Origin of the sequence: Terriglobus aquaticus, from assembly GCF_025685415.1 — a bacterium.
Classification (GTDB): Bacteria; Acidobacteriota; Terriglobia; order Terriglobales; family Acidobacteriaceae; genus Terriglobus; species Terriglobus aquaticus.
The window spans coordinates 129,416-141,453 of sequence record NZ_JAGSYB010000001.1 but is presented as its reverse complement, the minus strand read 5'-3'; the positions used below and the strand labels follow the sequence as shown (position 1 = coordinate 141,453).

The window sequence follows — 12,038 nt, the reverse complement described above, 5'->3', positions numbered from 1 at the left end:
GGGCGCCTCCTCACAGTCACGCGACAATCTGCCGCGGCTCGTAGATTCTACAGAGCGCATCGCGCGACTGGCATCCAGTTCTTGTCATCGGCGCTCCCGCTATCGAGAGATACTCTGTGCAGGTGTTCTGAAGCTTTGCCATCTCCGCTGCGATCGGCCTGGCACTGGGCTTTTTCTTCGGTGTGGGCTGCGCTGCGGCCGTGCTCTACACCATCTTCCTTGCAGGCTATCGCTCAGCGCTGCGAGATGCCGCCGCGGGCGGTACGAGCGATCGCTATCGCGAGCAGATGCGCCGGTTGCAGCGTCGCTAAGCTGTGGCTTGGTCGGAGTCCCTGGAAGGTCCATTCGAGCGTAACTCCGAGAGTTCGCGCTGCATGGCGTCCAGCCGCTTCATCAGTTCTTCGTGACGAAGCCGAGGCACGCTGTCGGGCGTGCTTTCTACATAGAAAGTGCCGTTCGGTTCCAGCACGCACAGACGAACGTCAGCGAGGCCGGTGATGTTCTGTCGATGAATCACCTGTATCAATTCCTCGCGCGTCAACATCTCCTGCTTCATTGCTTTTGCATCCACGGCTCCATCTCTCACGAGCACTGTCTGTTCTCCCTGCAGCGCGCGATCGAGCTTCGGAAAGTGGAACAGAAGACGATTGAGCAGGAAGTTCGTCAAGAGCAACGCGACCGCACCCACAATGCCGCCGGATAGCGAATTGTCATCTCCGATGATTGCGTTCTGCACTGTGTTTGACAGCATCAGCAGCAACACCAGGTCGAACGGATTCAATTGCGCGAGCTCCCGCTTGCCGAATAAGCGCAGCAAAAGAATCAACGCAAGATACACAAGAATCGGCCGAAGAATCTTTTCCAGCAGCGGAAGCGGCACGTGAAACATCTCTTGAAGCATGGGAGCAGACTAAAGGACACCGAGTGCAAGCCTTTTGTACCGCTTCCGAATCTTTCGAGACGCGTGGACACCAATGCTGTCGCATCGCGCACAGCGCTGCAAAATGAGTCGCTACGCGGACGTTTTCAAGTCGCTAAAGAGGACCTGCAACTTGCAGAAACAACAATCGGCAGTACGCCGAATCCAGCCCTTGGTGGACACGTCGCGCTTTTTTCGCATCCTATGCAGAACCCCTTTGGCGACTCCACCGTCCTAAGAAAGAAGTAATGCTTGTGGACACCGCGCTGGCACAAAAGTTGCAGCGATATTTCCAGAAATCACCCGCCGATGCGCCTTATGATCGGAGGCATCAAACCTGGCAGTGTTGCACTCCAGAACACGCGATCGCTGTTGAGGAAACAGAGACAGCAAGCGCCCTACAACGTGGGCATGTGCACTCCCAAGGAATCCCCTGCACAGATCGCATGTTTCGACTGAAACACAACCGAACTTCTAGGCCTTTGCCGAGGAACTGACGCTCGTATGACGACTGAGACCCCCCGTCCACCCCAGACAACACGCCCCGCTCCTGCAACCTCGCGTGTTCCCGCCGCCACGTCCGACCCGACCCTGCGCACACAGCGCGATCTGGCCTTCAAAGACTTCGGCGTGGTGGACACCGGCAAGCAGGACAAGCGGTCCTACCCGGTTGCACTGCTCATCTTCGGCTCCGTGCTGACCGCCGCTCTCATGATCAAGACCACGGTCAAGAAGCAGCTCGAGCAGCAGAAGGTCATCACCTTTAACGCCGTGAAGCCCCTGCCCCCGGAGCCGCCCAAGCCGAAGCCGATCGTCAAGCTTCCGCCGCCGCCCAAGATCAAGCCGATCGAACCGATCAAGCCGCCCATCGTGGTCGAAACGCCGGAGCCTCCCAAGATCCAGCCGCCCGTGGTCAAGCCGGCTCCTGAAGTTGTAAAGACGTCGCCCGCGCCCAAGGCCGTCGAACCGCCGCCCGCGCCCAAGCCGGTTGCGATTCAGATCGCCCAGGCTGCCTCGGTGCCCAACAACAGCGCACACCCCAGCCCCGTTCGCCTTGGCAACCTGACCAACCCGATCAACAACACCTCCGGCCCCGCAGTGTCGCCCATCAACTTGGGCCGCTCCGGCGCTCCTGGCATGAACGCGTCCAACTCGGGCCTGGGTAACCCCACCAAGATCGCCCTCTCGGGGTCAGGTAGCCCCAATGGCACCAACATGGCGGGCCGCGACAACGCCGCCGTGCCGATCCGTGGCCTGAGCAACGGCATGGCGGGCAGCAACGGCAGCGGTCCGGCACGCGCGGGTGCCATCCAGATCGCAATGAACAATAAACCGCAGCCGGTCGCAACTCAGATCGCTCAGCCCGTGTCTGCTCCCAGAACAGCTCCCAAGGTCCTGTTCAAGCCTCGGCCGGAATACACCGAAGATGCCAAGAACGCACACATCGAAGGCAGTGTTGCAGTTCGCATCCACGTCACGTCCAGCGGCTCGGTCCAGGTTCTGGGCGTGTCCAGCAGCCTGGGTCACGGTCTTGACCAGGCAGCCGAACGTGCTGCACAGGGCATGCGCTTCCAACCCGCCACGCAGGACGGCAAGGCCGTCGACTGGGACGGCGTGGTCAACATCACCTTCCAGCTCGCCAGCTAAGCTCCAGCCCCCGGAGCGCAATGCGGGATAATACGCCAAGTGGCACACAGCAGATCGGCTTTCAGCCAAGCTTCAGGAGTTCCGACATCATGACCAATCTTCGAAAGCCATGCATCGCGGGACTTCTCGCAGGCATGCTCGCGGTCAGCGCGACCCAGGCGCATGCGGCCATCCCTCTTCTCGGAAAGAAGAAGCCCAAGGACGACCTGCCCGCGCGCAAGCTCACCCCGGCACAGAACGCCCTGATTGACAAGGCAATCGCGCGTGAAGCCGAGGTGGTTAAGGTGGTCCGCGATCGCGCTCCGCTCGTCGAAACGTACATCCAGAACATGAAGCCGGATCCGGCCCTGTTGCAGGTGCCCGTCTCCGATCAGCACTTTCTGGGCCGCGTGGATTTCGGCAAGGTGATCGGTGACAACCCGTACGAAAAAAGCGCGGTCAAGCACACCGGAACGGCCGGCGAGAAGAAGGGCTTCATGAGCAAGCTCAACGTCTTCAAGGGTTCCGGAAGCTACATCGGTGGTCTCAACCGGTCGCTCCACCTGGAGTTCAGCGAGGCTGGCTTCGTCCAGATGCTGCTGATCGACTCCAAGGACTTCAACCGCACCCAGTACAAGTTCGGGTTTGTCCGCAACGATTTTGTGGGTTCGGTCCGCACCGCCGTCTTTGACGTGGAGCCCGCGACGAACCACACCCGCGGCCGTTTCTTTGGTCGCATCTGGATTGAGCCGCAGGGCGGCAACATCGTCCGCTTCAACGGTTCATTTGCCGGCACGGAAAAGGACATCCGCGAGTACTACCACTTCGATTCCTGGCGCACCAACGTGCAGCCCGGCCTTTGGCTGCCCACCAGCTCCTACATGGAAGAGAGCGATCCCAAGAGCGAAGAGAACACGGTCAAGTTTAAGGCCGTCAATCACATCTGGGGTTATGTGCTGAAGGTGCCGCAGAACACGTCCGACAACGTGGACGTGGAAGTGGCAGGCGCCACAGACGTATCCAACGATGCGCAGGATGTCTCGCCGCTCGGCGCTCAGCGCGCCTGGGTGCAGCAGGCGGAAGACAACGTCATCGAGCGGCTCTTTCAGGCCGGCCTGTTGGACGCGCCCTCTGACTTCGACAAGATTCTGGAGCAGATCGCCGGCAACATTCTCGCCTACAACAACATCCAGACGGCCCGCCCGATCCGTGTCCGCACGCTGCTCACCGAGCCGCTCGAGTCGCTTGCCATCGGCAACACCATCGTGCTCTCCAAGAGCCTGATCGACACCACCGCGGTACCCGGCGATAAGAACGAACAGGTCAACAACCTGTACGCCGTCATCGCGTTCCAGTTGGCCCACATCATCCAGGGTCACCGCCTGGACACGAAGTACGCCTTCAACGATCGCCTGCTCTTCCCCGACACTGCTGCGTTCGCCAGGATCCCGATGCATCACACGGATCGTGACAACGAAGAAGCGGCCAAGAAGACTGTCGAGCTGTTGCAGCCCAAAGAACTGCAGGACGCAGCCGGTCAGTTTGGCCTGTATCTCGCGCAGATGCAGGCGCGCTACAAGTCTTTGACCGCGCTGAACGAGCCGATGCTGGGCGATTCCCTGCTCAAGGACGCCAAGACAGGCACGTTCTGGCTGCAGGGTCTTGTCAGCAAGGGTCAGAAGCTGAACATGAACGACCTGAAGCAGAACGCGGCCATGCCGCTGGGATCGTTCCTGCGGTTTGACCCCTGGACCGACCAGGTGGTGCAGATGCACTCCACCTACGAGCCCCTGCTTTCGTCTCGCGACAAGATGCCGTTTGAAGTGACGCCCGTGTACCTGAAGCTGGCGTACTACAAGGCACCGACAACCGCGGTCGACCAGGCTGCGGCCAATGCCGCCGCCCAGAACGCCGCGGGAAGCACCGCTGCAGACGTGGCGTCTCAGTCTGCGAACGGCCAGGCCGCTCCCGCGAACGGCACGGCAGCTCCTGCCGCGCAGCCCTCCAATGGCACCGCCCCGGCAGACGGAACCGGCACCGCGCAACCCACCGCTCCGGCCACCGGCACCAGCAACCCGCCGCAGAAATAACAGAGCGGGAGCGATTCGCCGACGCGAACTCGCTCCCCTCCCCAGCACGTTGTTTTCACCTGCAAGGAGTCGTTTTGCTGACCACGGACGCCTACTCGATCCAAGACGGACGCCCTCTTTCCGCTTCGCTCAAGCCTGAAGCGGATGCAGCCGATAGCCACTCCATGCAAGGTTGCATTCCCCGTAGACTCCGCACCTTGGCGGCGAGCGGCGCCTGCGTGCTTTCGCTAGCATGCGCCGGTGCGGCTCACGCCCAGGCCAAACCCACCGCAACCCGCGCCGGCGACCTGCAGGCCGGTGGTGGCTTCGTTCTGGCGGCTCCCGATTATGGCCGCGACATGTTCAAGGGCTACATGGGTTACGCCACGTTCGATTTCAAGTATCACTACGGAGTCGAATTCAACATCCACCAGATCAACGCCCCGAGCCCCAGCAAGCTCTACGAGCGCACCTATGAACTGGGTGGCCGCTACGTGCGCCATTACGGAAACTTCCATCCCTACGGCAAGCTCATGTACGGTCGCGGTGTCTTCAATTACGAGTACAACGTGGCGAACCTGGCTTACAACATCGGCGCCATCGGCGTGGGTGTGGACTACAACGCGACCCGTCACATCAACGTCCGCGCGGATTACGAATACCAGAACTGGTTCAATTTCCGCGGCTTTGTCAGCCAGGGCAATGTCACTTCGAATTCGGCATCGCTCTCGCCACAGGTCATCACCATCGGGGCGGCATACCACTTCCAGTAGAGCGCTCGCTTACAACCGAGCAGTACCAACAGAAAGGCCCCGGTTCCCCGGGGCCTTCTGTTATTTGCAATCAGCGTCACGCTAGAAGTGGTACGCAATGCCGATGGCTGGCGTCGAGATCAACTCATACCGGCCGGTGTTGTAGTTCGGGTCTTCCACCTTGAAGCTGGGCGCCTTCACCACCACGCCGTGGTACTGCACACGGAGGTCGAAGCTGGGGCTCAGCTCATACGCCACGCCGCCGCCGAACATGCCGCCCAACGACGTCTGCCGCTGCGCGTCCAGCGTCGTCGTCTCAAAATCCTTGATCGGCGAAAAGAACACGCCTGCCACGCCGCCCTCAAGGAACGGGCTGAAATTGTGATACGTCCGGCTGTACACGTAACCCAGCGAGATTTCCTGCTGGCGGGTGTGGACGTTGTAGGTCGCGCGCGAGTTCTGCAGCGTATCGCGGTACTGCGTAAACCCGTAGTTCGCTTCCAGGGCCGACCGCGGGGTCAGCATGAACCGGTAGCTTGCCAACGCTCCCAGGAAGCCATGCGTGTTTAGCTGGGCGGCATTGCCGTTCACCTGTGGAGCGAACAGGTAGGACGCGCTCAGGCTCACGTCCTGCCGGCTTTCCTGCGCGAGTGCTGCGTTTGGAACAACTGCCGCGGCCACGGTACCCGCAAGCACCGCGCAAATCCACACTGTTTTCTTCATGCGAAAAATTACCAACCTCAAATCAGGGCATCTCTGCACGCGCGGCGCAGCGGTGAAGCGCAGCCCACAACCAAAACGCGAGCCGTCCGTTCCATCCGTTATTGTACCTGTACGACTCGCCGCGACCGTATCGGTGAGCATCCCTATCGCAGCTTTGCCGGCTTTTCCTGTTCGTAGCAGTAGGCACCGCCGGAGCCGGCTGCGTACATCTCCACCTGCCGCAGGAAGCTCACTGCAGCGTGGGACAGCGCAGCATTCCTGCGATACACCACACGCAGCTTGCGTTCCATGTGCAGTTCGCGGACAGGAACACGTACCAGCGCCCCCGATGACAGTTCTCTCTCTACAGTCAGCGCCGGAACCAGCGCCACGCCGTTTCCCTGCTCTACAAAGCGCCGGACCGCCTCAAGCGACGGCAACTCCACATCGATTCGCAGGTGCGTCTTGTGCCGCTGGAATGCCTCCAGCACCTTTTGCCGTTGCGGCGACGCCACATTGTGCGCGACAAAGTGCTCGCCATCTAGCTGCCGGATCGAAACAGACTCCGCACCCGCCAGCGCATGGCCCGGATTCACCACAAACGCCAGCTCGTCGCGGAAGATCACAATCGACTCCAGCGAAGGATCGTCCGGGCGAAAGCTGACGATTCCCAGTTCCACGCCGTGCGCCAGCACCTCGTCCGGAATGCGGCTTGCAAGCGATCGCTGCACGGCGACCTTGATCCTGGGATAGGCCCGGCAAAACTGATCCAGAACCGGAAGCAGGGAGAGGCAGGTGTACTCGTTGGCGGCCAGGTTCAGCCGCCCCCGGTGCAGCGATCGCAGGTCCCCGAGGGCGTCGGTCGCCTCCTGTCGTAGATTCAGCAATTTCTGGGCGTATTCGCGCAGAACCTCGCCCGCGTCTGTCAGCGATCCGTCCCGAGCCGCTCGCTCAAATAGGGTCTCACCCAGTTCGGCTTCCAGCTTGGCGATAGTCTGGCTCACCGCAGGCTGGGTGCGTCGCAGCCGCAGGGCCGCCCGCGAAAAGCTACGTTCTTCCGCTACAGCAACAAAGGTTTCCAGTGCAAACAGATCCATCAGCAGCTCTCGCCATTAGCAGTTTGAATACCGCTATCATGCGGCATAAGGCTTGCTTATCTCTATACTCCTCCTAGTAGGTTTTCTTCGATGACCACGGCAAACAATCAGGTACTTTTTTTCGACACCACACTCCGCGACGGCGAGCAATCGCCCGGCTGCACCATGCACCACGCAGAAAAAGTGCGCTTCGCCCACCAGCTCGCGCAACTCAATGTGGACATCATCGAGGCGGGTTTCCCCATCGCCTCCGACGGCGATTTCGAGTCCGTTCGCGCCATCGCGACCGAGGTGCGCGGCGCCCGTATCGCTGCTCTCGCCCGCTGTAAGCAGGGCGACATCGAGCGCGCCGCGGCCGCGGTGGCGCCCGCACAGAGCAATCGCATCCACACCTTTCTTGCCTCGTCTGACCTTCATCTGGAAGCCAAGCTGCGCATCACCCGCCAGCAGGCGCTGGACCAGACCGGGGAGTGCGTTCGCTTGGCGCGCACCTTCGCCGAAGATGTTGAGTTCTCCGCAGAAGACGCCACCCGCTCCGACCTCGACTTTCTCGTGCAGATGATCACCGTCGCCATCCAGGCGGGCGCCACGACCATCAACCTGCCCGACACGGTGGGCTACTCCACCCCCGCCGAGTACCAGCAGATGTTCCAGGCTGTGCGCGATCGTGTTCCCGGCGCCGATACCGTCGTCTTCTCCACGCACTGCCATGACGACCTTGGGCTCGCCACCATCAACACCCTCTCCGGCGTGTGCGGTGGTGCCCGCCAGGTGGAAGTTTCGATCCACGGCATCGGCGAGCGCGCCGGCAACGCTGCGCTGGAGGAGGTTGCTGCCATTCTCAACATCCGCCACGACCAGTACCCCTTTGCCAACCGGCTCAAGCTGGACGAGATTGGCGCCACGAGCCGTCTGCTCGACGAGATCATCTCCTTCACGCCGTCGCCCAACAAAGCTATTGTGGGCAAGAACGCCTTCGCTCACGCCAGCGGCATCCACCAGCACGGCGTTCTCGCCAACCCGCTCACCTACGAGATCATGTCCGCCTCACGATTTGGCGTGAATGCCAACACCATCGTGCTCGGCAAGCACAGTGGCCGCCGCGCCCTGGAGCACCGGCTCAAAGAACTAGGCTTCGAACTGAGCCGCGAAGAGCTTGACCAGACCTACACGCGCTTCACGGCTCTGGCCGATCGCAAGAAGTCCATCTACGACCAGGACATCATCGCGCTGGTGCCGCAAACGGTCTAGCTCACCCTTTCTCACAGCAGTGTCATCCTGAGCGAAGCGAAGGATCTGCTCTTAGAACTCGCCCCCTGAATGCCTAAGGACGTGTACGTGCACCTGAAGATTGCAATCCTCGCCGGAGACGGCATCGGCCCTGAAGTCACCAACGAAGCCGTCAATGTACTCACCACCGTTGCGAACGCACGCGGTCACGTCTTCGAGTACATTCCACTGCTCATCGGTGGCGTTGCGATCACGGCGTACGGAACACCGCTGCCGCCCGAGACGCTCGAAAAGACGCTCAGATGCGACGCCGCCCTACTGGGCGCGGTAGGAGATAACAAGTTCAATCACCTGCCACCCAGCGAGCGCCCAGAGGCCGGCCTGCTGAGGATTCGTGCAGCGCTGGGCGGCTTTGCCAACCTGCGTCCCGCGGTAGCCTACAAGGCGCTGGCCGACAACAGCCCCCTGCGCCCGGAGATTACCGACGGCGCCGACATCCTCTTTGTGCGCGAACTCCTCGGTGGCCTCTACTTCGGCGAGCCGCGCGCTTGGCACAAGAGCACCGACCGCGCTCACAACACCATGGTCTACACCCGCGCCGAGGTGGAACGGGTCGCACGCATCGCCTTTGACCTGGCGTCGCGTCGCGAAAAGAAGAAGATCACCAGCGTCGACAAGGCGAACGTTCTCGAGTGCTCGCAACTGTGGCGCGCTGTCGTTACCGACGTCTCTCGCGACTACCCGACCGTCACGCTCGAACACCAGCTCGTCGACTCTATGGCTATCCACCTGATGACGCGCCCGCGCGACTTCGACGTGGTCCTCACCGAGAACCTGTTCGGCGACATTCTCTCCGACGAATCGGGCGTCATCACCGGCTCACTCGGCATGCTTCCCTCCGCCACGTTGGGTGGCAAAGTGAATTTGTACGAACCCGTGCATGGCTCCGCGCCAGACATCGCCGGCACCGGCAAAGCGAACCCCATTGGCGCCATCCTGACCGCCGCCATGGTGCTGCGTCACTCCGCCGGCATGGAAGCCGAAGCGAAGCTTATCGAGGACGCCGTAGACGAAGCCCTGAACGAGGGCAACCGCACCACCGATATCGCCCGCGGCAACGTAGCCGGCCAGACCACGCTCGCCACCACGCAGATGGGCGAGTTGATCCTCGGCAAAGTCGAAGCGAGGCTGAGCGCCGCATGACACCGCTCGTCAGAGCCGCAGTTGTGAACGTCGCAATTGTGTGCGGTCTGGCGATAGAGCTTTGGCGGGGCGCACCTTGGGTGGCGATCGTGATTACTGCCACGATCGCTCTCCCCATCGCCAACGGCCTGATGTACTGGAAGCAGAAGCAAGCAGCAAGAGGATTACGCTGATGTCGCAACCGAAAACACTGTTCGAAAAGATCTGGCAGCAACACATCGTCGCAGAGCCCGCAGGCGAACCGCCGCTGCTCTACATTGATTTGCAGCTGGTGCACGAAGTCACGTCACCGCAGGCCTTCGATGGCCTGCGCATGGCCGGCCGCAAACTGCGCCGCCCCGACCGCCACATCGCCACGGTCGACCACAACGTACCGACCACCAGCGCTGCCGATCGCCTCAACATCGTCGACCAGGTCAGCGCCGCACAGGTCAATGCCCTCCGCAAGAACTGCGCCGAGTTCGGCATCGAGTTCTTCGACGTGCAGGACGCATCGCAGGGCATCGTGCACATGATTGGGCCGGAGTTGGGCGCGACCAAGCCCGGCATGACCATCGTCTGCGGCGACTCGCACACCAGCACGCACGGCGCTTTCGGTGCGCTGGCCTTCGGCATCGGCACCAGCGAAGTCGAGCACGTGATGGCGACTCAAACGCTGCCGCAACCGAAGCCCAAGACCTTTCGCATCAACGTTGAAGGCGATCTGCCCTTCGGCGTCACCGCAAAGGACATCATCCTCGACATCATCGGCCGCATCGGCACCGACGGCGCAACTGGCTACGCCGTGGAGTACGCCGGCTCCGCCATCCGCGCGCTCAGCATGGAAGGCCGCATGACGGTCTGCAACATGAGCATCGAAGCAGGGGCCCGCGCCGGCATGATCGCCCCCGACGAAACTACCTTCGCTTACCTGAAAGGCCGCCGCTTCAGCCCGCAGGGTGCAGCCTGGGACGAGGCCGTTGCCCACTGGCGCACGCTGCCCACAGACCCCGGCGCAATCTTCGACCGCGAGCTCACCATCGATGCCGCCACACTCGCACCCGCAGTCACCTGGGGCACCTCGCCCGGCATGCACGCCACCATCGACGGCGCTGTGCCCACGCTCGACCAAGCGCCGACTGAAGCCGATCGCAAGAGCTTCGAGCGCGCCTATGAGTACATGGATCTGAAGCCCGGCACGCCCATGGAACAGATTCAGATCGACACAGTCTTCCTCGGCTCCTGCACCAACGGCCGCATCGAAGACCTGCGCGCCGCGGCAGACATCGTGCGCGGCCAGCACATCGCTGCAAAGATCCGCGCAATGGTCGTACCCGGCTCACAGGTCGTGAAGAAGCAGGCCGAAGAAGAAGGCTTGGACACCGTCTTTAAGCAGGCCGGCTTCGAGTGGCGTGAACCCGGCTGCAGCATGTGCCTCGGCATGAACCCCGATATTCTCTCGCCGGGCGAGCGCTGCGCCAGCACATCCAACCGCAACTTCGAAGGCCGCCAGGGCCGCGGCGGCCGCACCCATCTCGTCAGTCCCGAAATGGCCGCAGCAGCAGCCATCGCAGGCCACTTCACCGACGTCCGCAAATGGAAGCAGAACTCCGAAGGAGGTCGCTAGTGGAACCCATCAATATCCTCACCAGCAAAGCCGTTCCCCTGCCCCTGCCCAACATCGACACGGACCAGATCATCCCGAAGCAGTTCCTCAAGCGCATCGAGCGCACCGGCTACGGCGACTTCCTCTTCTTCGACTGGCGCTACGACGTGGGCACCGGCTCGGGCCTCTCGGAACAACTGCTGCCCAAGCGCGATTTCGTGCTGAACAAGCCCGAATACCAGGGCGCGAAGATCCTCATCGCCGAAAAGAACTTCGGCTGCGGCTCCTCGCGCGAACACGCCGCGTGGGCCATCCAGCAGTACGGTTTCCGCTGCGTCATCGCACCCACCTTTGCCGACATCTTCTTTTCGAACGCGGGCAAGAACGGCATCATCCTCGTCCGCCTCGACGACGACAAGGTCGAGACACTCCTGCAGCGCTCCACCCGGAACCCCGATCACCAGATCACGATCAACCTGGAACACCAGACCGTAGTCGACGATCAGGGCTTCCACGCTCGCTTCGAGATCGATCCGTTCCGCAAGTTCTGCCTGCTCAACGGGCTCGACGACATCGGCCTCACCCTGCGCCACACCGACGCGCTCGACGCCTTCGAAACGAGACACAACGCGGAGTTCTGGTCCGCTCCGAAGGCGCTGCAGAGCAGCTCCTAAGATGACTCGAATACGGCTTTTTCGTTGGTTCGCCTATGGCTTGCTTGTCATCGGTTCTCTTCTAACCCTGTGGTTTTCGGAGAATCCTGAAGCGCATGCCCGAGCAAGCAGACATCTAGCAGCATTGATACAACTCACAGGTCTCTTGCTGTCTGTCGTCGGCTTTTGGAGAGAACGCAGG

General features: G+C 61.6%; 11 protein-coding genes. 8 read left to right on the top strand and 3 right to left on the bottom strand.

Annotated elements, in window-relative coordinates:
• Nucleotides 1–307: 307 nt before the first annotated feature.
• Nucleotides 308–901: a DUF421 domain-containing protein gene (locus OHL12_RS00720; RefSeq protein WP_263411925.1), complete on the bottom strand. Its 594-nt coding sequence runs from the start codon at nucleotides 899–901 to the stop codon at nucleotides 308–310.
• A gap of 63 nt (nucleotides 902–964) precedes the next feature.
• Between OHL12_RS00720 and OHL12_RS00715 the strand changes: the two genes are divergently transcribed.
• From OHL12_RS00715 to OHL12_RS00700, 4 genes are all read left to right on the top strand, one after another.
• Complete coding sequence (locus tag OHL12_RS00715; protein ID WP_263411924.1) at nucleotides 965–1,168, top strand: hypothetical protein; 204 nt, start codon at nucleotides 965–967, stop codon at nucleotides 1,166–1,168.
• Nucleotides 1,169–1,423: 255 nt separating this feature from the next.
• Nucleotides 1,424–2,566, top strand: coding sequence for an energy transducer TonB (locus tag OHL12_RS00710; protein ID WP_263411923.1), 1,143 nt, complete (start codon nucleotides 1,424–1,426; stop codon nucleotides 2,564–2,566).
• An 89-nt stretch (nucleotides 2,567–2,655) separates the two neighbouring features.
• Entirely contained in the window at nucleotides 2,656–4,635 is a 1,980-nt protein-coding gene (locus OHL12_RS00705) for a RodZ family helix-turn-helix domain-containing protein (protein WP_263411922.1), read from the top strand.
• A 74-nt stretch (nucleotides 4,636–4,709) separates the two neighbouring features.
• Nucleotides 4,710–5,387, top strand: coding sequence for an outer membrane protein (locus tag OHL12_RS00700; protein ID WP_263411921.1), 678 nt, complete (start codon nucleotides 4,710–4,712; stop codon nucleotides 5,385–5,387).
• An 81-nt stretch (nucleotides 5,388–5,468) separates the two neighbouring features.
• Here OHL12_RS00700 and OHL12_RS00695 read toward each other — a convergent pair whose 3' ends face one another.
• Together OHL12_RS00695 and OHL12_RS00690 are read right to left on the bottom strand one after the other, a co-directional pair.
• A complete protein-coding gene (locus OHL12_RS00695; RefSeq protein ID WP_263411920.1) occupies nucleotides 5,469–6,089 on the bottom strand; it encodes an outer membrane protein in 621 nt (206 codons plus the stop codon).
• 143 nt (nucleotides 6,090–6,232) lie between these two features.
• A complete protein-coding gene (locus OHL12_RS00690; protein WP_263411919.1) occupies nucleotides 6,233–7,165 on the bottom strand; it encodes a LysR family transcriptional regulator in 933 nt (310 codons plus the stop codon).
• Between the two features lie 90 nt (nucleotides 7,166–7,255).
• On the opposite strand from OHL12_RS00690, the gene OHL12_RS00685 reads away from it, so the two are divergent.
• The 4 genes from OHL12_RS00685 to leuD all read left to right on the top strand — a co-directional run bounded on the left by OHL12_RS00685 (nucleotide 7,256) and on the right by leuD (nucleotide 11,857).
• A complete protein-coding gene (locus tag OHL12_RS00685) occupies nucleotides 7,256–8,416 on the top strand; it encodes a 2-isopropylmalate synthase (protein ID WP_263411918.1) in 1,161 nt (386 codons plus the stop codon).
• Nucleotides 8,417–8,503: 87 nt separating this feature from the next.
• Nucleotides 8,504–9,598, top strand: coding sequence for a 3-isopropylmalate dehydrogenase (gene leuB / locus OHL12_RS00680; RefSeq protein WP_263415040.1), 1,095 nt, complete (start codon nucleotides 8,504–8,506; stop codon nucleotides 9,596–9,598).
• Nucleotides 9,599–9,770: 172 nt separating this feature from the next.
• Complete coding sequence (gene leuC, locus OHL12_RS00675; protein WP_263411917.1) at nucleotides 9,771–11,204, top strand: 3-isopropylmalate dehydratase large subunit; 1,434 nt, start codon at nucleotides 9,771–9,773, stop codon at nucleotides 11,202–11,204.
• Complete coding sequence (gene leuD, locus OHL12_RS00670) at nucleotides 11,204–11,857, top strand: 3-isopropylmalate dehydratase small subunit (protein ID WP_263411916.1); 654 nt, start codon at nucleotides 11,204–11,206, stop codon at nucleotides 11,855–11,857. Before leuC ends, leuD begins: the two co-directional genes overlap by 1 nt.
• Nucleotides 11,858–12,038 lie beyond the last annotated feature (181 nt).

Coding starts and splice junctions, on each gene's coding strand:
- OHL12_RS00720 (WP_263411925.1), bottom strand. CDS start 901: ATGCTTCAAGAGATGTTTCACGTGCCGCTTCCGCTGCTGGAAAAGATT.
- OHL12_RS00710 (WP_263411923.1), top strand. CDS start 1,424: ATGACGACTGAGACCCCCCGTCCACCCCAGACAACACGCCCCGCTCCT.
- OHL12_RS00705 (WP_263411922.1), top strand. CDS start 2,656: ATGACCAATCTTCGAAAGCCATGCATCGCGGGACTTCTCGCAGGCATG.
- OHL12_RS00695 (WP_263411920.1), bottom strand. CDS start 6,089: ATGAAGAAAACAGTGTGGATTTGCGCGGTGCTTGCGGGTACCGTGGCC.
- OHL12_RS00690 (WP_263411919.1), bottom strand. CDS start 7,165: ATGGATCTGTTTGCACTGGAAACCTTTGTTGCTGTAGCGGAAGAACGT.
- OHL12_RS00685 (WP_263411918.1), top strand. CDS start 7,256: ATGACCACGGCAAACAATCAGGTACTTTTTTTCGACACCACACTCCGC.
- leuC (WP_263411917.1), top strand. CDS start 9,771: ATGTCGCAACCGAAAACACTGTTCGAAAAGATCTGGCAGCAACACATC.